Origin of the sequence: Streptomyces sp. SudanB5_2050 (genome assembly GCF_964272335.1) — a bacterium.
GTDB classification, from domain to species: Bacteria; Actinomycetota; Actinomycetes; order Streptomycetales; family Streptomycetaceae; genus Streptomyces; species Streptomyces rochei.
Window position 1 is genome coordinate 6327960 of record NZ_OZ186760.1, and the last position, 19360, is coordinate 6347319.

Here is a 19360-nt window from a genome sequence, read left to right on the forward strand (position 1 = left end):
GGACCGGAGTGGGTAGGGAAGACCGGTGCGACCCGACGACGCACCCGAGGTGAGAAATGCAGCACACCACCCGCCCCACCCTCCAGGGCACCTTCGGCATGGTCTCCTCCACCCACTGGCTGGCCTCGCAGTCGGCCATGGCGGTGCTCGAGGACGGCGGCAACGCCTACGACGCCGCCGTGGCCGGCGCCTTCGTGCTGCACGTCGTCGAGCCGCACCTGAACGGGCCCGCCGGCGAGGTGCCGATCCTCCTCGCGCCGGCGGGCGGCGAGGTGCGGGTGCTGTGCGGGCAGGGCGTGGCACCGGCCGGGGCGACGGTCGCCCACTACCAGGGCCTCGGCCTCGACCTGGTCCCGGGCACCGGTCCGCTCGCCGCCGCCGTCCCCGGTGCCTTCGACGCCTGGACGACCCTGCTGCGCGACCACGGCACCAAGTCGCTCGCCGACGTGCTCGCGTACGCCATCGGGTACGCCGAACACGGGCACCCTCCCGTGGAGCGGATGACGGAGACGGTCGGGACCGTGCGGGAGCTGTTCGAGACCGAGTGGACCTCCTCGGCCGAGGTCTACCTGCCGGACGGCCGTCCGCCCCGCCCCGGCGTGCCCTTCCGCAACCCCGCCCTCGCCGCCACCTGGAAGCGGCTGCTCGCCGAGACCGCCGGTGCCGGAGACCGCGAGGCGCGGATCGACGCGGCGCGGGAGGTGTGGCGCACCGGGTTCGTCGCCGAGGCCCTGGTGCGGCAGGCCGGCCGGCCCACCCTGGACACCAGCGGCGCGCGTCACACCGGCACCCTCACGGCGGCCGACCTCGCCGGCTGGTCCGCGCACTACGAGGCTCCCGCCACCTTCGACTGGAACGGCTGGACCCTCTGCAAGGCCGGCCCCTGGAGCCAGGGGCCCGTACTGCTCCAGCAACTCGCGCTGCTCCCGGACGAACTGCCCCGGTACGGCTCCGCGGACTACGTCCACCTCCTGGTGGAGGGCTGCAAGCTCGCCATGGCCGACCGCGAGGCCTGGTACGGGGACGCGGCCGGCGCGGACCGGGTGCCGCTCGACGACCTGCTGTCGCCCGGGTACAACGCGGCCCGGCGGGCGCTCGTCGGCGACAAGGCGTCCTTCGACCTGCGGCCCGGCAGCCCCGGCGGGCGTGCCCCGCGGCTCAGCGCGCACGCGCGTGTGGCGGCCGTGGAGGGGGAGGGCCTCGACGCCCTGGGCGTCGGCGAACCGACGGTGGCCAAGAGCCCGACGTCGCCGGTGCCGGGCGAACCGGAGGTCACCGCCGACGGGGGCACCCGCGGCGACACCTGCCACCTGGACGTGGTCGACCGCTGGGGCAACATGGTCTCGGCCACCCCCAGCGGCGGCTGGCTCCAGTCCAACCCGGTCGTACCCGAACTGGGCTTCCCGCTCGGCACCCGGCTCCAGATGACCTGGCTGGAGGAGGGCCTGCCCAACTCGCTGACCCCGGGCCGCCGGCCGCGCACCACGCTCACGCCGTCCCTGGCCCTGCGCGACGGGGTGCCGGTCATGGCCTTCGGCACCCCCGGCGGCGACCAGCAGGACCAGTGGCAGACGCACTTCTTCCTGGCGGTCGCCCTGCGCGGGCGGGTGCGCGGCGGACTGGACCTCCAAGGCGCGATCGACGCCCCCAACTGGCACAACGACAGCTTCCCCGGCTCCTTCTTCCCACGCGGGATGCGGGCGGGCAGCGTCACCGTGGAATCCCGGATGCCGGCGGAGGTCGTCGAGGGGCTGCGCCGCCGCGGGCACGACGTGACGGTCGGCGAGGCGTGGTCGGAGGGCCGGCTCTGCGCCGTCGCCCGGGACCCGGAGACGGGCGTGCTGTCGGCGGCGGCGAACCCGCGCGGCATGCAGGGGTACGCGGTCGGCCGCTGATCCCGGCGCCGAGGGCGGCCTCCGCACCCGTTGTTGGCCCCGATTCTACCCTGCGTCCACCACCAGGGTGGGGATTGTCAGTGCCGCGTGCTCTCATGGAGTCATGATCGAGACCAACGAAACCATCGACGAGTTTCTCGCCCGGCACGCCGACGACGTGTCGGAGGCCGTCCGCAAGGCGGCCGCCCAGGAGATCCTGCCGCGCCGGCGCCGGCTGGCCGCCCACGAGGTCGACGAGAAGGCCGGCCCGCACGACCTGGTGACCGACGCCGACCGCAAGGCGGAGCAGTTCCTCACCGAGGCCCTGTCCGCCCTGCTGCCCGGATCGGTCGTGGTCGGCGAGGAGGCGGTGCACGCGAACCCCGCCACGTACGAGGCGATACGCGGCGAGGCACCGGTGTGGATCGTCGACCCGGTCGACGGGACACGGCAGTTCGTACACGGCGACCCGGGCTTCTGCACCCTGGTCGCCCTCGCCCACCACGGGATCGTGCGGGCCTCGTGGACCTATGCCCCGGTCCACGACCGGATGGCCACGGCGGTACGGGGCCAGGGCGCCTTCCTGGACGGCGAGCGCCTGCACGCCGGCCCGCCCGAGCCCGGCCGTGAGCTGCGCGTCGCCACCTCCCACCCGGACTACACGACCGACGAGCAGAAGCACGCCCTGCTCGGCCTGCGCGCCCCGGGCGTGGCCCCCCGGCCCTGCGGCTCGGCGGGCCTGGAGTATCTCGCGGTGGCCCGCGGCGAGTTGGACGCCACCGCGTTCAGCTGGGAAGCGGCCTGGGACCACGCGGCCGGTCTGCTCCTGGTGGAGGAGGCGGGCGGCACCCACCTCACCCGCACCGGTGAGCCCTTCCGCATCACCGGCGACAACGACCTGCCGTTCACCGCGGCCCGCGACGCGGCCACGGCCCGCCGGGTGGTGGCGCTGCTGGCGGGCGGCGCCTGAGCCCCCCCGGGGCGGGCTTCCCGCGCTCAGACAGCCACCGCTTCGTGGGCGAGGAACTTCTCCACGAACTCCCGCGCCCGACGGTCGAAATCGGCGTACTGGGCCTCGCGCTCGGCGCCCGAGACCGCGTCGCCGACCAGCAGGTTGCCCTCGGCGTCGACCCGTTGCGGGCGGTCCTCGGCGTCGGGCAGCAGACCGACTTGGGAGTGGGAGAAGCCGCAGTAGTAGGCGATGCCCTCACTCAGATTGGCCTCCAGGAGGGAGTGCATCCCCTCCGTGACGGGATCGTCGGCGGCGGCGCCGGCCAGGGCGAGCCACAGCATGCGCTTGCCCGCGAGGCGGGGCTTGCTGCGGCCGTAGGCGAAGCCGTAGTTCCACACGCGGTCGATCCAGCCCTTGAGGACGGCGGGCACGCTCTGCCAGTACACCGGGAAGACGGCGACGACCACGTCGGCTTCGAGGACGCGCCGCATGTGGTCCCGCACCTCCCGCGAGTACGTCTTCTCCCTGTTCCCCCAGTCCGGCTGGTCCGCCTCGGTCATGCGCGGGTCGAAGCCCTCGGCGTGCAGGTCGAGCAGATCGACGCGGTACCCGGCGGCCTCCAACTGGGCGGTCGTACGACGGGCGGTGTGCGCGGTGAGGGAATCGGAGCGGTGGTGGGCGAGGACCACGAGGGCCGTCCTGGTGTCGTTCCGGTGCTGCGTCACGGGGTCTCCCGGCTGGTCTCGGTCAGTGCGACGGGTCCAGTACAGCCGCGTGATCCTGGATGATCCATGGGAGAAAGTCTGGAGAACATAGGAGAACGTCCACGGTCCGCTCGTCTACGCTCTCTTCCGTGGATCCCCTGAGTTCACTGCTGAGCGACATCCGGGCCGAGGGCTCGGTCGTCAGCCACGCCGTGCTGACGGCGCCCTGGACCATCCGCTTCACCGACGGCGCGCCGCTCACCATGGTCAGCGTGCTGCGCGGCGGCGGGACCCTGCTGCTGCCCGACGGCACCCGGCAGGAGGTCGGCGTGGGCGACACCGCCCTGGTCCGCGGTCCCGAGCCGTTCCTCCTCGCGGACCGGCCCGCCACCGTCGGCCGCCCGCACACCGAGTACGAGATCGCGTGCTTCACCCCGGACCCCGAGTGCACCGCCCGAGGACTGGGCGGCATCCGCTGGGGCGCCGATCCGGACGGGGCGACCGCGCTGATCGTGGGCGCCTACCGCACCTCGGGCCGGCGCCCTGAACGGCTGCTGCGCGCCCTGCCTCCGGTCCTGGTGGTCAACGAGGACGTCGAGGTCTGCGCCTGGCTGGAGACGGCCGCCGCCGACGCCGCCCGACTCTCGGCCGGTTCGCAGGCGCTGATGGACCGGCTCCTCGACTGGGCCCTGGTGTGCACGCTGCGCAACTGGTTCGACGAGGCGGGCGCCGACGCGCCCAGCTGGTACCGCGGCCTGGCCGACCCGGTGCTCGGCCCCGCCCTGCGGGCCTTCCACAGCCGGCCCGCCGATCCCTGGACGGTGGCGTCGCTGGCCGGCCGGGCGGGCGTCTCCCGGGCGCTGTTCGCCAAGCGCTTCACCGAGCTGATGGGCCGCCCGCCCCTCGCCTACCTCACCGAGTGCCGGATGGCCGACGCGGAGGCGCTGCTGACCGACACCGACCTCAGCATCGCCCAGATCGCCAGATCCGTCGGCTACGCCGACGCCTTCGGCTTCAGCGCCGCCTTCAAACGCCACAAGGGCCAGAGCCCCAGTACGTTCCGCGCCGCGGCGGCGGCCTGAACCCCGCCCGCCCGCGTCGAGGGCCGTGCGGCCGGGCGACGCCCGCGTCCGGCACCACCCGAGGCCGCCGGCCGTCGGACCCCGGGCATATCCTGATCCCCAGTGGCCATCGGCTGACGAAGGGGTCCGAAGGTGCCGTCGATGCTCGATGCGGTCGTGGTGGGAGCGGGGCCGAACGGGCTGACCGCTGCCGTGGAGCTGGCCCGGCGCGGATTCTCGGTCGCCGTGTTCGAGGCCCGGGACACCGTGGGCGGCGGCGCCCGCACCGAGGAACTGACCCTGCCGGGCTTCCGGCACGACCCGTGCTCCGCCGCGCACCCCCTCGGCATCAACTCGCCCGCCTTCCGCGACCTGCCCCTGGAGCGGTACGGCCTCCAGTGGCTGCACGCCCCGCTGCCCATGGCACACCCCTTCCCGGACGGTTCGGCGGCCGTCCTGTCCCGGTCGGTCGGCGAGACGGCCGCCTCCTTCGGGGCGCGCGACGCCGGCGCCTACCGCCGACTCGTCGAGCGCTTCCTGCCGCACTGGGACACCCTGGCCCGCGACTTCATGTCCCTGCCGCTGACCGCGCTGCCCCGCGACCCGGTGACCCTCGCGCGCTTCGGCCTGGTCGGCCTGCCGCCGTCGACGTGGCTGATGCGCCGCTTCCGCGACGAGAAGGCCAAGACGCTCTTCGCCGGGCTCGTCGCGCACGTCATGGCCCCGCTCGGCGGCTTCGCCACCGGCGCCATAGGCATGGTCTTCGCCCTCGCCGCGCACGCCCGCGGCTGGCCGGTGGCCCGCGGCGGCTCCCAAGCCATCTCGGACGCCCTCGCCGCCCTTCTGAAGGACCTCGGCGGCACCGTCCACACCGACTACGAGGTCAAGCGCCTCGACGACCTGCCGCCCGCCCGCGCCTACGTCTTCGACACCTCGCCCACCGCCCTGGCCCGCATCGCCGGACTCGGCGGCCACTACGCCGGCTACCGGTACGGACCCGGCGTCTTCAAGATCGACTACGCGCTGGACGGCCCCGTCCCGTGGACCGCCGAGGCGCCCCGCACCGCCGGCACCGTGCAGATCGGCGCCGACAGCGCGGAGATCGGCGCCGCGCTGAACGCCGCCTCCCGCGAGGGCCGCGCCCCCGACGCGCCGTTCCTCATCACCACGCAGCCCAGCGTCGCCGACCCCACCCGCGCACCGGAGGGCAAGCACGTCTTCTGGGCCTACGGACACGTCCCCAACGGCTGGACCGGCGACCTCACCGACGCCATCGAGCGCCAACTGGAGCGCTTCGCCCCCGGCTTCCGCGACCGGGTCCTCGCCCGCGCCACCGCCGGCCCGCCCGAACTCGCCGCCCGCAACGCCAACTACGTCGGCGGCGACATCGCCTCCGGCGCGGTCTCGGGCCTCCAGCTCCTGCTGCGGCCCAAACTGTCCCTGTTCCCGTACGGCACCCCGCACCCGGCCGTCTACATCTGTTCGTCGGCCACCCCGCCGGGCCCCGGGGTGCACGGGATGTCGGGGCACAACGCCGCGAAGGCGGTCTGGCGCAGGCTGCGTCAGACGTGACCTTCCGACCGAGCCGACCCGGGGGCCGGACATGACCGCCATCACCCTCGTCCAGGGCGACATCACCCGCGAGAGCGTCGACGCCATCGTCAACGCCGCCAACTCCTCCCTCCTCGGCGGAGGCGGCGTCGACGGCGCCGTCCACCGGCGGGGCGGTCCGGCGATCCTCGCGGAGTGCCGCCGGCTCCGCGCCTCGCACTACGGCAAGGGCCTGCCCACCGGCCGGGCGGTCGCCACCACCGCGGGCGACCTGGACGCCCGCTGGGTGATCCACACGGTCGGCCCGGTGTACCAGGAGTCGGGCGGCGACCCCGCGCTGCTCGCCTCCTGCTACCGGGAGTCGCTCCGGGTGGCCGACGAACTGGGCGCCCGGACGGTCGCCTTCCCGGCGATCTCCACCGGCGTCTACCGCTGGCCGATGGACGACGCGGCCCGCATCGCCGTCGAAACGGTGCGGCACACACCGACGGCCGTCGAAGAGGTGAGGTTCGTGCTCTTCGACGACCGGGCGTACGAGGCGTTCTCCCGGCGACTCGGCTGACGGGACGGGCCCTTGAAGTCTCCTCGACGGACCGGTGCCGGTGCCGCTTCGGCACTGGTGGTGCTCGCCCTGTCCGGCTGCTCCTCGCACTGGGGCTGCGCCGACACGACGGCGGAGCGCGGTGAGGCCGGTGTCCGGGTGCGGGTCGAGGAAGTGACCGGGCGGCCTCTCGACGTCTTCGCCGAGGTCGTCGACTGGCGCCTGGAGCCCCACCCCCAGGTCCCCGCCGAGGGCGACCAGGTCCACTTCCGCTTCCGCTTCGACGGCGCCGACGACATGTCCGACCCCGCCGTGGACGCCTGCGCGGTCGACGAGGAGCGCGTCGCCCTGGGGTGCCGGACGATCCACTCGTACCAGGCCTTCGGGCCGAACGGCAGCCCGATCGGCGACGAATGGCTCGCCGTCGCGGACCCCGAGCGGGTGACCGGAGTGCTGTTCGTTCCCAACGACCAGTCCTACGTCGGACCGACCTGCGAGGAGGACGCCAAGGACGGCGGCGGGCCGCGTCCTCCGGAGCCCGCCCGTGCGGGGGACCGGCTGTAGGGAGGTCCGGGTGTCCGTGCACTTCCGCACGCCTCCCCACCTGGCTTGACGCTTTAGTTGCAACTGATGTGCAATAACCCCGCACCAACAACAAGCGTGGGGGAGACATGACAACCCGTCGGATACGAAGTGCCGCCGCCGCGGCGGCGTTGGCCGCGGGCGTCACCGCCTGCTCCGCGCCCGGGGGCGGCGGAACGGGCGGTGACGCCGAGGCGGCCGAGTCCGTGGTGATCGGGGTGGCCTCCGAGCCGGACACCCTCAGCCCGCTGCTCGGCTACGGCAAGGACGGAAACTCCAAGATCTTCGACGGGCTGCTCGCCCGCGACACCGACCTGAAGCTGAAGCCCGCGCTCGCCACGGCGCTGCCGAAGATCGCCGACGGCGGCAGGACGTACACGTACACCCTGCGCGAGGGCGTGAAGTTCAGCGACGGCGAACCGTTGACGGCCCAGGACGTGGTCTACACGTACCGCACCGTCCTCGACGAGAAGACCAACAACACCGCCCGCAGCGAGCTGGACGCCGTGAAGAGCGTCAGCGCGAAGGGCGACGACACCGTCGTCTTCTCCCTCAAGTACCCGTACGCGCCCTTCGCCGCCCGCACCGTGCTTCCCATCGTCCCCGAGCACGTCGCGGGCGGCCAGGACCCCAACACCGGCGCCTTCAACACCCGGCCGGTCGGCACCGGGCCCTACGTCCTCACCGACTGGAGCAAGGGCGAGAAGCTCACCTTCAAGGCCAACCCGCACTACTGGGGCGGCAAGCCCGCGGTGAAGTCCTTCACCATGGCGATCATCGCCGACGACAACGTGCGCGCCACCCGGCTGCGCTCCGGCGACCTCGACGGCGCCGTCCTGCCGCCCAACCTCGCCGCCACCTTCGAGAAGGACGACGGCCGGCGCACCTACGAGGCCAAGTCCTACGACTTCCGGGCCGTCACCCTGCCCACCTCGAACAAGGTCACCGGCGACCGCGCGATCCGGCGCGCCCTGGACGCCGCCGTGGACCGCCGGGCCATGGTCGACAAGATCCTGGACGGCGCCGGCCGGCCGGCGTACGGGCCGCTGCCAGTCGACGACCCCTGGTACGAACGCGGCATCGAGCGTCCGCACGACCTCGCCGAGGCGAAGCGCATCCTCGACGGGGCCGGCTGGAAGCCCGGCTCCGACGGCGTCCGCGCCAAGGACGGGCAGCGCGCCTCCTTCACCCTCTACTACCCCTCGGGCGACAAGGTCCGGCAGGACCACGCCCTCGCCTACGCCTCCGACGCCAAGAAGGCCGGCATAGAGGTGAAGGTGGAGGGCGCCACCTGGGAGGTCATCGAGCCGCGCATGAAGAACGACGCGGTCCTCGCGGGCTTCGGCAGCGTCGGCGACCCGGACTTCGGTCTCTACACCCTGCTGCACTCCTCCCTGGCCAACGACGGCTTCAACAACATGGCCGGCTACGACGACGCGGCAGTGGACCAGGCTCTCGACGCCGGCCGCCGCACCCAGGGCCCGGAGCAGCGCGCGGCCGCCTACGACAAGATCCAGCGGGCGCTGGTCGAGGACCCCGGATACACCTTCCTGACCCACATCGACCACCTCTACGTCCTCGCCGACCGCTGGGACGGACTGACCACGCAGCTGGAGCCGCACGAGCACGGCTTCGCCAGCGGGCCCTGGTGGAACATCGAGGACTGGCAGCCGAAGAAGTGACCCGCTCCCTCCGGAGGCTGCCCTGGGGAGCGATGGCACGGCTGGCGGGGCGGCGGGCGCTGTTCGCCGTCCCCGTCGTCCTCGTCGTCACCTTCGGCGTCTTCGCCATCGCCGCCGCCTCCCCCTTCGACCCCGTCAAGGCGTACGCCGGCACCGCCGCGCTCGGCGCCGACCAGGAGACCCTGGACCGGCTGCGCGACAACCTCGGCGTGGACCGGTCGTTCGTCGTCCGCTGGTGGGACTGGCTGACCGCCGCCCTCACCGGCGACCTCGGCCACTCGCCCGTGATGCGCCAGCCGGTGGCCGAGGTGATCGGCGAACGCCTGGTCTGGTCCGCGCTGCTGTGCGCCGTCGCCTTCACCGTCGCCGTCCTGGCCGGCACCCTCCTCGGTGTGCTGGCCGCCCGCCGCCCCGGCTCGATGCTCGACCGCGCGGTCACCTCCCTCGCGTACCTCCTGGAGGCCGCCCCGGTCTTCTGGATCGCGCTGCTCGCGGTATGGCTCTTCGCGCTGCAGTGGGATGTCCTGCCGGCGGGCGGACTGACGGACACCGCCAGCGCGCGGGTCACCCCGGGGCAGGTGGCGAGCCACCTCGTGCTGCCCGCCGGTGTGCTCGCCGTCTCCCAACTGCCCTGGTTCACGCTGTACGTGCGCCAGGGCGTGGGCGACGCCCTCGCCGAGGACCCGGTGCGCGGCGCGCGGGCCCGCGGCATCGGCGAGGGCACCGTCCTGTTCGGGCACGCCCTGCGCTCCGGCCTGCTGCCGGTGCTCACCCTGATCGGCTCCCGCGTTCCCGAACTCATCACCGGCGCGCTGCTGGTGGAGACCGTCTTCAGCTGGCCGGGCATCGCCGCGGCCACCGTCGAGGCGGCCACCGCCGTCGACTTCCCGCTGCTGGCCGCCCTGACCGTCCTCGCCACCGCCGCCGTCCTCGCCGGCAACCTGCTCGCCGACCTGCTCTACGGACTGTTCGACCCGAGGGTGAAGCTCAGTGAAATGTGATTCCCATGGCTGACATCGCCGCGAAGAAGCCCGAGCAGCCCGAGCAGCCCGAGCGGTCCCGTAAGGCGGCGACCGCCGCAGGGGCCGAGGACACCGGCACCGTGTGGCGGGCCCACGGCACCGACCGCCGCTCCACCCGCACCCTGCGCCTGCGCGTCTCCGCCGCCCTGCTGACCCTGACGGTCCTCGCGGTGCTGCTGGTGCCGCCGCTGGTGCAGCTCGACCAGCAGGCCGTCGACCTGGCCGCGAAGCTCCAGCCACCGAGCTGGGCCCACCCGTTCGGCACCGACGACGTCGGCCGGGACCTGCTGCTGCGCTGCGTCTACGGCCTGCGCGTCTCCCTGCTGGTCGGGGTCGCGGCGGCGCTGACGGCGACGGTCGTCGGCACCGCCGTCGGCGCCACGGCGGGGGCGCTGGGCGGCTGGGTCGACCGTGCCGTGATGCGGGCCGTCGACACCGTCTCCTCCGTACCCCACCTGCTGCTCGGCATCTTCATCGTGGCGATGTTCCGGCCGGGCGTGTGGCCCGTGGTGATCTCCGTGGCCCTCACCCACTGGCTGTCCACCGCCCGCATCGTCCGCGCCGAGGTGCTGTCCCTGCGCTCGCGCCCCTACGTCGACGCGGCCGTCTCCGGCGGCGCCTCGCGGTGGCGGGTGGCCGTACGGCATCTGCTGCCGGGCGTGCTGCCCCAGGCCGCGCTGGCGGCCGTACTGATGGTGCCGCACGCCATGTGGCACGAGTCGGCGCTGTCCTTCCTCGGACTCGGCCTGCCCACGCACACCGCGAGCCTCGGCAACCTCATCCAGGAGGCGCGCGGTTCGCTGCTCGCCGGGCAGTGGTGGCCGACCCTCTTCCCGGGCCTGTTCCTCATCGTCCCCACCCTCGCCGTCGCCGGTCTCGCGGGCGCCTGGCGGGAGCGGATCAACCCCCGTCGCCGATCGGAGCTGATGCTGTGACCGAGCGAGCCCCCGTGCTGTCGGTACGCGGTCTGTCGGTGCGTTTCCTGATGCCGGGCGGGCGCCGCGTCGCCGCCGTCAGCGACGCGCACTTCGACGTGGCGGCCGGCGAGTGCCTGGCCCTGATCGGGGAGAGCGGCTGCGGCAAGTCCGTCCTCGCCTCGGCCCTGCTGGGGCTGCTGCCCGGCAACGCCCGGACCGCCGGCGCCGCCCTCCTCGGCGACCTCGACCTGCTCGCCGCCGACGAGCGGACCTTCGCCCGCACCGTACGGGGCAGGCTGGTCGGCCTGGTCCCGCAGAGCCCCGCCGCCCACCTCACCCCCGTGCGCACCATCCGCTCCCAACTGGAGGAGACGGTCGCGGAACTCACCGGCGTCCGCGGCCGTGCGGCGCTGCGCCGGGCCGCGGAGGCCGCCGCCGAGCGCGCCGCCTTCCCGGTCGACCACCTCGACCACCACCCGCACGAACTCTCCGGCGGTCTCGCCCAGCGGGCCGCGACGGCCATGGCCCTCGTCGGTGACGCCCCGCTGCTGCTGGCCGACGAGCCGACCACCGGACTCGACCGCGACCTGGTGGACCGCACCGTCGACGAGTTGCGGCGACATGTCGACAACCAGGCGGGCGACCGGAGCCGTGCCCTGCTGATGATCACCCACGACCTGGCCGCCGCCGAACGCATCGCCGACCGGATCGCCGTCATGTACGCCGGCCGCATCGTGGAACTCGCGGACGCCGCCGACTTCTTCGGCGCCCCCGGCCCCCGCCACCCCTACAGCCGGGGCCTGCTCGACGCCCTGCCCGACCGCGCCTTCACTCCCATACCGGGGCTGCCCCCGGAACTCGGCGCCCTCCCCGACGGCTGTGCCTTCGCCGCCCGCTGCGACCGGGCGACCGACGCCTGCGCCGCACCGCCGCCGCTGACCGCGGCCGTCGCCTGCCACCACCCGCACGCCGCGCTCACGGAGGCCGCCGACCGTGCTTGAACTACGCGACGTCACCGCCGGATACGTCAGGAAGGCACCGGTGTTCCGGGGCGTCTCCCTGACCGTGCGACCGGGCCAGGCCGTCGGGCTGCTCGGCCCCAGCGGCTGCGGCAAGTCCACCCTCGCCCGCGTCGCCGCCCTGCTGCACCACCCCGACGCCGGGACCCTGGTGGTCGACGGCACCCCCGTGCGGCGCTGGCGCCACCGGGCCCCGCGCGCGCAGCGCACCGCGTTCGGCGTCGTCTTCCAGCAGGCGCGGCTCTCCGCCGACCCCCGCCTCACGCTCACCGACCTGATCGCCGAACCGCTGCGGGCCACCGGGCGCCGGGAGGGCGTCGGCGGCCGGGTCGCCGAACTCGCCGCCACCGTGGGCCTCACCGCCGACCTCCTCGGCAGGCGCCCGCACGAGGTGAGCGACGGCCAGTTGCAGCGGGCCTGTCTCGCCCGCGCCCTCGTGCTGCGCCCGCGCTGGCTGGTCTGCGACGAGATGACGGCCATGCTCGACGCCTCGACCACCGCGGCGCTGGTCCGCGTCGTGGAGGACTACCGCGCCGAGACCGGCGCGGGGCTGCTGGCCGTCGGCCACGACCGCGTCCTCCTCGACCGCTGGTGCGACCGCACCGTCGAGTGGCACACCCTGACCGGCACCCCGACAGGCACCCCGACAGGCACCCCGACAAGTCCCTGAGCCCCGGCACCGAGCGTCCGAGCGCCCGAGCGTCCTCTCGACATGTATCGGTCAAGCGCGGTCAACGAGCGCAGCAGCCGGGGTTCACCCGGTGCCGTTTGCCTGGTTGTCGTCCGGCCGTCCGTCCTCTGGAGGTTCGATGACCCCGCCGCGCACCAGCTCCCCGAACTCCCTGCACAGAAGGGGCTTCCTCGGCATCGCGGGGGCCGCCGGCGCCGGTGCGGTGCTGCTCGGCACCGGTGCCGCGCCCGTCGCTTCCGCCGCCCCCGGACGCGTCCCGCGCGACCCGTTCCAGCTCGGCGTCGCCTCCGGCGACCCGCTCCCCGACGGGGTGGTGCTCTGGACCCGCCTCGCGCCCAAGCCGCTCGACGAGGACGGCGGCATGCCCCGGCGTCCGGTCGCCGTGCACTGGGAGGTCGCCCTCGACGAGCGGTTCCGGAAGGTCGTCCGGCGCGGTGTCGAACACGCCGTGCCCGCCGAGGCGCACACCGTCCACGCCGACGTACGCGGCCTGCGCCCGCACCACGAGTACTACTACCGCTTCCGCGCCGAGAACGTCCTCTCGCCCGTCGGCCGCACCCGCACCGCCCCGGCCCCCGGCACCTCGCCCACCGTCGACTTCGCCTTCGCCTCCTGCGCCAACTGGGAGCAGGGCCACTTCACCGCGTACCGGCACATGGCCGAGGAGCGCCCCGACGTGGTCTTCCACCTCGGCGACTACCTCTACGAGTACGCCGCCGGCGTCAACGGCAAGGTGCGCACCCACCACGGCGACGAGATGAACACCCTCGCCGAGTACCGCGCCCGGCACGCCCAGTACAAGACCGACCCCGACCTCAGGCTGCTGCACGCCACGGCGCCCTTCGTCGTCACCTGGGACGACCACGAGACCGACAACAACTACGCCGACCTGAGCCCGGAGAACAACGACCCCGGCCAGGGCAACGACACCACCGCCCGCTTCGCCGCCCGCCGCCGGGCCGCCTACCAGGCGTACTGGGAGCACATGCCGCTGCGCCGCCTGCGCAAGCCGGTGGACACCGCGCTGCCGCTGTACCGGCGCCTGGAGTACGGGGCCACCGCGACCTTCAGCGTGCTGGACACCCGCCAGTACCGCACGAACCAGCCCTACGGCGACAAGTGGCAGGTCTCCGGACCGGACCAGTGGGACCCGAAGGCCACCATCCTCGGCGACGAGCAGCACGCCTGGCTGGAGCGGAGCCTCGCCCGGTCGCGCTCCACCTGGAACGTGGTCCCGCAGCAGATCTACTTCGCCAACTGGGACGCCGTCGCCGGCCCCGACGACGGCGGCTACAACGACGGCTGGGACGGCTACCGCGCCTCCCGCGACCGGGTCCTCGGCTATGTGGAGGAACGCCGGATCGACAACTTCGTGGTCCTCACCGGCGACGTGCACAACAACTGGACCAACGACCTGCGCCGCGACTTCGAGCGCCCCGAGACCCGGCTGCTGGGCAGCGAGTTCGTCACCACCTCGATCACCTCGGGCGGCGACGGCTCGGCCACCCACGACCCCGGCCAGGTGTACTGGGACGAGAACCCGCACACCAAGTACTACAGCAGCCGCCGCGGCTACGTCCGCTGCTCCGTCTCCAAGCGGCAGTACACCGCCGACTACCGCGTGGTCGACTACGTCACCCGGCCCGGCGCCCCGGTCCGCACCGACAAGTCGTTCGTGATCGAGGCCGGCGTGCCCGGCGTCCAGGACGCCTGAGCACCGCGCCTCCCTCAGGAACCAACAAAGTCCGACGGGGTAATTGAATCGGTTGTGTTCGGGTTCTAGGGTGTGCCTGACTCAGTAGTCGCTGCGTCACCGGCAGTTGTGAACCATCCGCCTGTCAACTGCCTTCACAGCACCGTGCGTTGAGCCGCCCCCGATGCCCACGGAAGGCCACGGTCATGCCGCACTCGCCCGTGTCACCCGCCGGACTCCCGGCCCCCCGTCCCCGGCCGCTCGTCAGCCGCCGCCGTCTGCTGGAGGGCGGTGCCGCCGTCCTCGGCGCGCTCGCCCTGTCCGCGACGCCCGCCGCGGCCCGGGCGAGCGGCCGGCGGGCGGCGGCCGACACCGCCCCGGAGTGGAACGACTTCGGCGTCTTCCGGGTCGGCACCGAGCCGCCGCACACCACCCTCATGCCGTACGCGGACGTGAGACAGGCACTCGCCGCCGACCGCACCGACTCGCCGTACCGGCTGAGCCTGGACGGCACCTGGAAGTTCGCCTACGCCGACCGCCCCGAGGACCGGGACGCCGACTTCCACCGCACCGACCTGGACGACGGCGACTGGGGGACCGTCCCCGTGCCGTCCGTGTGGCAGCTGCACGGCCACGACTACCCGATCTACCTCAACATCACCTACCCGTACTGGGGCCCCAACGGCCGCGGCGAGGACCCGCAGCCGCCCGCCGCACCGACCCGCTACAGCCCGGTCGGCCAGTACCGGCGCACCTTCACGGTGCCCCGCGACTGGACGGGCCGCCGCACCTTCCTGCACTTCGAGGGCGTCAAGGCCGCCCACTACGTGTGGATCAACGGGGAGCTGGTCGGCTACGACGAGGACTCGTTCACCCCGTCCGAGTACGACATCACCGACCACCTCAGGTCCGGCACCAACCAGATCGCCGTGGAGGTCTACCGCTACGCCGACGGCGACTGGCTGGAGGACCAGGACATGATCCGGCTGAGCGGCATCTTCCGCTCGGTCTACCTCTACTCCACCCCGTCCGTGCACCTGCGCGACTTCAAGCTCGACACCCCGCTGAACGACACGTACACGGCGGCCGAGCTGGCGGTCACCGCGAGCGTGCGGGCGTACGGCGACGCGGCCGAGGGCGCCGGGCGGTACACCGTGGAGACCCAGCTCTACGACGCCCGCGGGCACGCCGTCTGGTCCCGCCCCCTGGAGCAGCCCGCCGACCTCGGCACGGTGCGGGCCGGGCAGGACGTCACCGTACGGGCGGCGAAGGCCGTGCCGAAGCCCCGGCTGTGGTCCGCGGAGCACCCGTACCTCTACACGGCCGTCCTGCGCCTGCGCGATCCGGCCGGCAAGGTGATCGAGACCCTGTCCCACCGGGTCGGCATCCGCGAGTTCGCGCTCAAGGACGGGCTGATGCGGATCAACGGCAAGCCGGTCTCCTTCCGCGGCACCAACCGCCACGAGATGCACCCGGACCGCGGCATCGCGCTCACCCGCGAGGACCTGGTCGAGGACATCGGGATCATCAAGCGGCTGAACATGAACAGCGTCCGCACCTCGCACTACCCGAACAACCCGCTGTGGTACGAACTCGCCGACGAGTACGGCCTCTACCTCGTCGACGAGACCAACCTGGAGACCCACGGCATCCGCGACGAGTACCCCGGCGACCACCCCGAGTGGACGAGGGCCTGCGTGGCCCGCGCCCAGAACATGGTCCACCGGGACAAGAACCACGCCTCGGTCGTCATCTGGTCGCTGGGCAACGAGGCGGGCGGCGGCTCCACCTTCACCGCCATGCACGACTGGATCCGCTCCTACGATCCCACCCGCGTCATCCAGTACGAGGGCGACGACCGCCCGGGCGTCAGCGACATCCGCTCCGAGATGTACGACCCCCCGCAGCGCGTCGAGCAGCGGGCGAAGGACACCTCCGACACCCGGCCGTACGTGATGATCGAGTACTCCCACGCGATGGGGAACTCCAACGGCAACTTCAAGAAGTACTGGGACCTGATCCGCCGCTACGACGTGCTCCAGGGCGGCTGGATCTGGGACTTCGTCGACCAGTCGCTGACCTGGCCGGTGCCGCGGCGCACCCTGCTGACCGAGGAGGGGCCCGCCGGGCTGCGCGGTGAGATCCTCGCCGCCTCCGGTACCTTCGAGCGCGGCACGGGCCTGTCCGGCGGCACGGTCTTCGCCCGCGACGACAGCCTGGACCTCACCGGCTCGCTGACCCTGGAGGCGTGGGTCACCCCGCACTTCACCGGCTACCACCAGCCGATCATCGCCAAGGGCGACACCCAGTACGCCCTGAAGCAGAACAACCGGACCCTGGAGTTCTTCATCCACTCCGGCGGTCAGTGGATCACCGCCACCTGGACCGTGCCCGAGGACTGGACCGGCCGCGAACACCACCTCGCCGGCGTCTTCGACGCGGAGGCCGGCACCCTCACCCTCTACGTCGACGGCGAGCGCCGGGCGACCCGCACCACCGACCGGCGTCCCAGCCGCAACACGGCCTCCCTCTCCCTGGCCACCGACTCGGACAACCAGGTCCGCGAGTTCAGCGGCACCATCCGCCGGGCCCGCGTCTACGCCCGTGCGCTGAGCGCCGGCGAACTGGCCGACGCGGACCGGGAGCCCGACGACGACGGCGTGCGGTTCTGGTTCGACGCGGAGACCGTCGAGGTCGAGAGGGAGCGGGCGAAGGAGAAGAACTTCTTCGCGTACGGCGGGGACTGGGGCGACAACCCCAACGACGGCAACTTCGTCGCCGACGGCGTCGTCCTCGCCGACCGCGGTCACACCGGCAAGGCCGCCGAGGTCAAGCGCGTCTACCAGGCGGTCGGCGTCGAGCAGCGGTCCGGCGGCGCGGGCGCGGTCACCCTCGTCAACGAGTACCTGTTCACCGACCTCCGCGAGTTCGACGGCCACTGGGAGCTCGTCGCCGACGGCAGGACCGTACGGCGCGGGCGGCTCACCCGGGACCAGCTGGACGTGGAGCCGCTGTCCAGGAAGGACATCACCGTGCCCGTACGGCTGCCGGGCGACCCGGCGCCGGGCACGGAGTTCTTCCTCCAGCTCTCCTTCACCACCAAGGAGGACACCCCCTGGGCGAAGGCGGGCTTCGAGGTCGCCCGGCACCAACTCGCCCTCGACACCGACGCTCCCGCCGTGACCCCGGTGCCCCTGGGCCGGGTGCCGTCCCTGCGCCACCGGGACGGCGACGACGCGGTCGAGGTCGACGGCCGGGACTTCTCGGTCACCGTCGACAAGGGCACCGGCACCATCACCTCGTACGAGGCGCACGGCAGGAGGCTGATCACCTCCGGGCCGGCCCCCAACTTCTGGCGGGCGCCCACCGACAACGACCACGGCAACGGCCAGCACACCCGCAACCAGACCTGGCGCGACGCGGGCGCCCGGCGCCGGGTCACGGACGTCACCGTGCGGGCCCTGGCCGACCGGGCCGTCGAGATCAAGGTCACCGGCACCCTGCCCACCACGGTGGAGTCGGCGTACACCACCACGTACACGGTGTTCGGCAACGGCGAGATCAAGGTCGACAACACCCTGCACCCCGGCGCCGCCGACCTGCCCTACCTCCCCGAGGTCGGGACGATGCTCTTCCTGCCGCGCGGCCTGGACCGGATGCACTGGTACGGCCGCGGGCCCGAGGAGAACCACTGGGACCGCAACACCGGCACCGACGTCGGCCTCCACTCCGGGACCGTCGCCGAGCAGTGGACGCCCTACATCCGCCCGCAGGAGAACGGCAACAAGACCGACGTCCGCTGGGTCGCCCTCACCGACTCCCGCGGCGTGGGCCTGCTCGCCTCCGGCGAGCCGCTGCTGGAGGTCAACGCCTCGCACTTCACCCCGGAGGACCTGTCCGGCGGGGTGCGGCACGACTACCAGCTCACCCCGAGGGACGCGGTCGTGCTCCGACTGAACCACCGTCAGATGGGGGTGGGCGGCGACAACAGCTGGGGCGCGCACACCCACGACGAGTTCAAGCTCTTCGCCGACCGGGACTACTCCTACACCTACCGGCTGCGCCCGCTGACGGACGTGAAGGAGGCGACGGCGGCCTCGCGGCGGCCCACCGCGACCGAATAGCCGCCGACTGGGCGGGGATGAACCGGGAGTCCGGGGCAACCCGGGCTCCCATGGGTGACGTACTGGTCGGAGCGTGTTCCTGGACGGACCGGCAACTGGTCGCGAGCGGCTGGTACCCGCGCGGACGGCGGGACGCCGAGGGGCGGCTGCGGCACTACGCCTCACGGCTGCCCGTCGTCGAGGTGGACGCCGGGTACTACGCGCTGCCGAGCCGGCGCAACAGCGAACTGTGGCTGGAGCGCACGCCCGAGGGCTTCCGCTTCGACGTCAAGGCGTTCTCCCTGCTGACCGGCCACCCCACCCGCCCCGAGGCACTCCCCGCCGACCTGCGCGGGGCCGACGGGGGCCGGCTGCGACGCGGGCAGGCGGGTGACGGTCTGCTGGACGAGGTGTGGGGACGTTTCGCCGAGGCGGTCGAACCGCTGCGCAAGGAGGGCCGGCTCGGCACCGTGCTGTTCCAGTTCCCGCCGTGGTTCGCACCGGGTTCCCCGGCCGAGGCGGCGCTCGAAGCGTGCGCCGGGCGCACCGAGGGCTGGCCGATCGCCGTGGAGTTCCGGCACCCCGGGTGGTGGGAGGCGGAACGGGCGGACGCCACCCACGCCCTGCTGTCCGCGCTGGGCGCCTCGGCCGTCGGCACCGACATGGCCCAGGGCCTGCCGTCGTCCCTGCCGCCCGTCGTGCCGGTCACCCGGCGGTCCCTCGCCGTGGTCCGCTTCCACGGGCGCAGCCAGGCGTGGGGGAGGGGAAGCAAGGAGGACCGCTTCCGGTACGACTACTCCGCCGCCGAACTGGGCGCCCGGGTACCCCGGCTGCGCCGCGCCGCCGCCCAGACCGACGAACTGCACGTGCTCTTCAACAACTGCTGCGCCGACGCCGCCGTGCGCGCGGCCGAGCTGATGCGGCGGCTGCTGGCCGCCCCAGCCGGTACCAGGACCGGCCGGGGCTGA

At 73.4% G+C, this 19360-nt stretch carries 15 protein-coding genes; 14 read left to right on the forward strand and 1 reads right to left on the reverse strand.

The annotated features are described in order from the left end of the window. Window positions 1–56 precede the first annotated feature (56 nt). Window positions 57–1895 carry a gamma-glutamyltransferase family protein gene (locus ACFZP7_RS28020; RefSeq protein WP_385636508.1) on the forward strand — a complete coding sequence of 613 codons (1839 nt, stop codon included), beginning with the start codon at window positions 57–59 and terminating at the stop codon, window positions 1893–1895. Window positions 1896–1998: 103 nt separating this feature from the next. Continuing rightward, window positions 1999–2844: an inositol monophosphatase family protein gene (locus ACFZP7_RS28025; protein ID WP_031018041.1), complete on the forward strand. Its 846-nt coding sequence runs from the start codon at window positions 1999–2001 to the stop codon at window positions 2842–2844. Between the two features lie 26 nt (window positions 2845–2870). On the opposite strand, the gene ACFZP7_RS28030 is transcribed toward ACFZP7_RS28025, so the two are convergent. Beyond that, window positions 2871–3551: an NAD(P)H oxidoreductase gene (locus ACFZP7_RS28030; RefSeq protein WP_019328599.1), complete on the reverse strand. Its 681-nt coding sequence runs from the start codon at window positions 3549–3551 to the stop codon at window positions 2871–2873. A 59-nt stretch (window positions 3552–3610) separates the two neighbouring features. Here ACFZP7_RS28030 and ACFZP7_RS28035 point away from each other — a divergent pair, with 59 nt between their 5' ends. From ACFZP7_RS28035 to ACFZP7_RS28090, 12 genes are all read left to right on the forward strand, one after another. Then, window positions 3611–4612 carry an AraC family transcriptional regulator gene (locus ACFZP7_RS28035; protein ID WP_385636510.1) on the forward strand — a complete coding sequence of 334 codons (1002 nt, stop codon included), beginning with the start codon at window positions 3611–3613 and terminating at the stop codon, window positions 4610–4612. Window positions 4613–4753: 141 nt separating this feature from the next. Then, entirely contained in the window at window positions 4754–6163 is a 1410-nt protein-coding gene (locus ACFZP7_RS28040) for an NAD(P)/FAD-dependent oxidoreductase (protein WP_031018038.1), read from the forward strand. Window positions 6164–6194: 31 nt separating this feature from the next. Then, on the forward strand, window positions 6195–6704 hold the full coding sequence (locus tag ACFZP7_RS28045) for an O-acetyl-ADP-ribose deacetylase (protein ID WP_385636513.1): 510 nt from the start codon (window positions 6195–6197) through the stop codon (window positions 6702–6704). A 12-nt stretch (window positions 6705–6716) separates the two neighbouring features. Beyond that, window positions 6717–7247: a hypothetical protein gene (locus ACFZP7_RS28050; RefSeq protein WP_225619037.1), complete on the forward strand. Its 531-nt coding sequence runs from the start codon at window positions 6717–6719 to the stop codon at window positions 7245–7247. 107 nt (window positions 7248–7354) lie between these two features. Further along, entirely contained in the window at window positions 7355–8947 is a 1593-nt protein-coding gene (locus ACFZP7_RS28055) for an ABC transporter substrate-binding protein (RefSeq protein WP_385636516.1), read from the forward strand. Between the two features lie 32 nt (window positions 8948–8979). Next, complete coding sequence (locus ACFZP7_RS28060; RefSeq protein ID WP_019328606.1) at window positions 8980–9948, forward strand: ABC transporter permease; 969 nt, start codon at window positions 8980–8982, stop codon at window positions 9946–9948. 5 nt (window positions 9949–9953) lie between these two features. Further along, on the forward strand, window positions 9954–10904 hold the full coding sequence (locus ACFZP7_RS28065; RefSeq protein ID WP_203613343.1) for an ABC transporter permease: 951 nt from the start codon (window positions 9954–9956) through the stop codon (window positions 10902–10904). Further along, a complete protein-coding gene (locus tag ACFZP7_RS28070) occupies window positions 10901–11887 on the forward strand; it encodes an ABC transporter ATP-binding protein (RefSeq protein WP_019328608.1) in 987 nt (328 codons plus the stop codon). Before ACFZP7_RS28065 ends, ACFZP7_RS28070 begins: the two co-directional genes overlap by 4 nt. Beyond that, window positions 11880–12575, forward strand: coding sequence for an ABC transporter ATP-binding protein (locus tag ACFZP7_RS28075; protein ID WP_385636520.1), 696 nt, complete (start codon window positions 11880–11882; stop codon window positions 12573–12575). The genes ACFZP7_RS28070 and ACFZP7_RS28075 overlap by 8 nt, the downstream gene beginning before the upstream one ends. Before the next feature lie 139 nt (window positions 12576–12714). Beyond that, window positions 12715–14310 (forward strand): alkaline phosphatase, encoded by a 1596-nt coding sequence (locus tag ACFZP7_RS28080; RefSeq protein ID WP_019328610.1) that lies wholly within the window; start codon window positions 12715–12717, stop codon window positions 14308–14310. A gap of 185 nt (window positions 14311–14495) precedes the next feature. Further along, window positions 14496–18413, forward strand: a complete 3918-nt coding sequence (locus ACFZP7_RS28085; RefSeq protein WP_385636523.1) for a glycoside hydrolase family 2 TIM barrel-domain containing protein — start codon at window positions 14496–14498, stop codon at window positions 18411–18413. 50 nt (window positions 18414–18463) lie between these two features. Next, window positions 18464–19360, forward strand: a complete 897-nt coding sequence (locus ACFZP7_RS28090) for a DUF72 domain-containing protein (protein WP_062134705.1) — start codon at window positions 18464–18466, stop codon at window positions 19358–19360.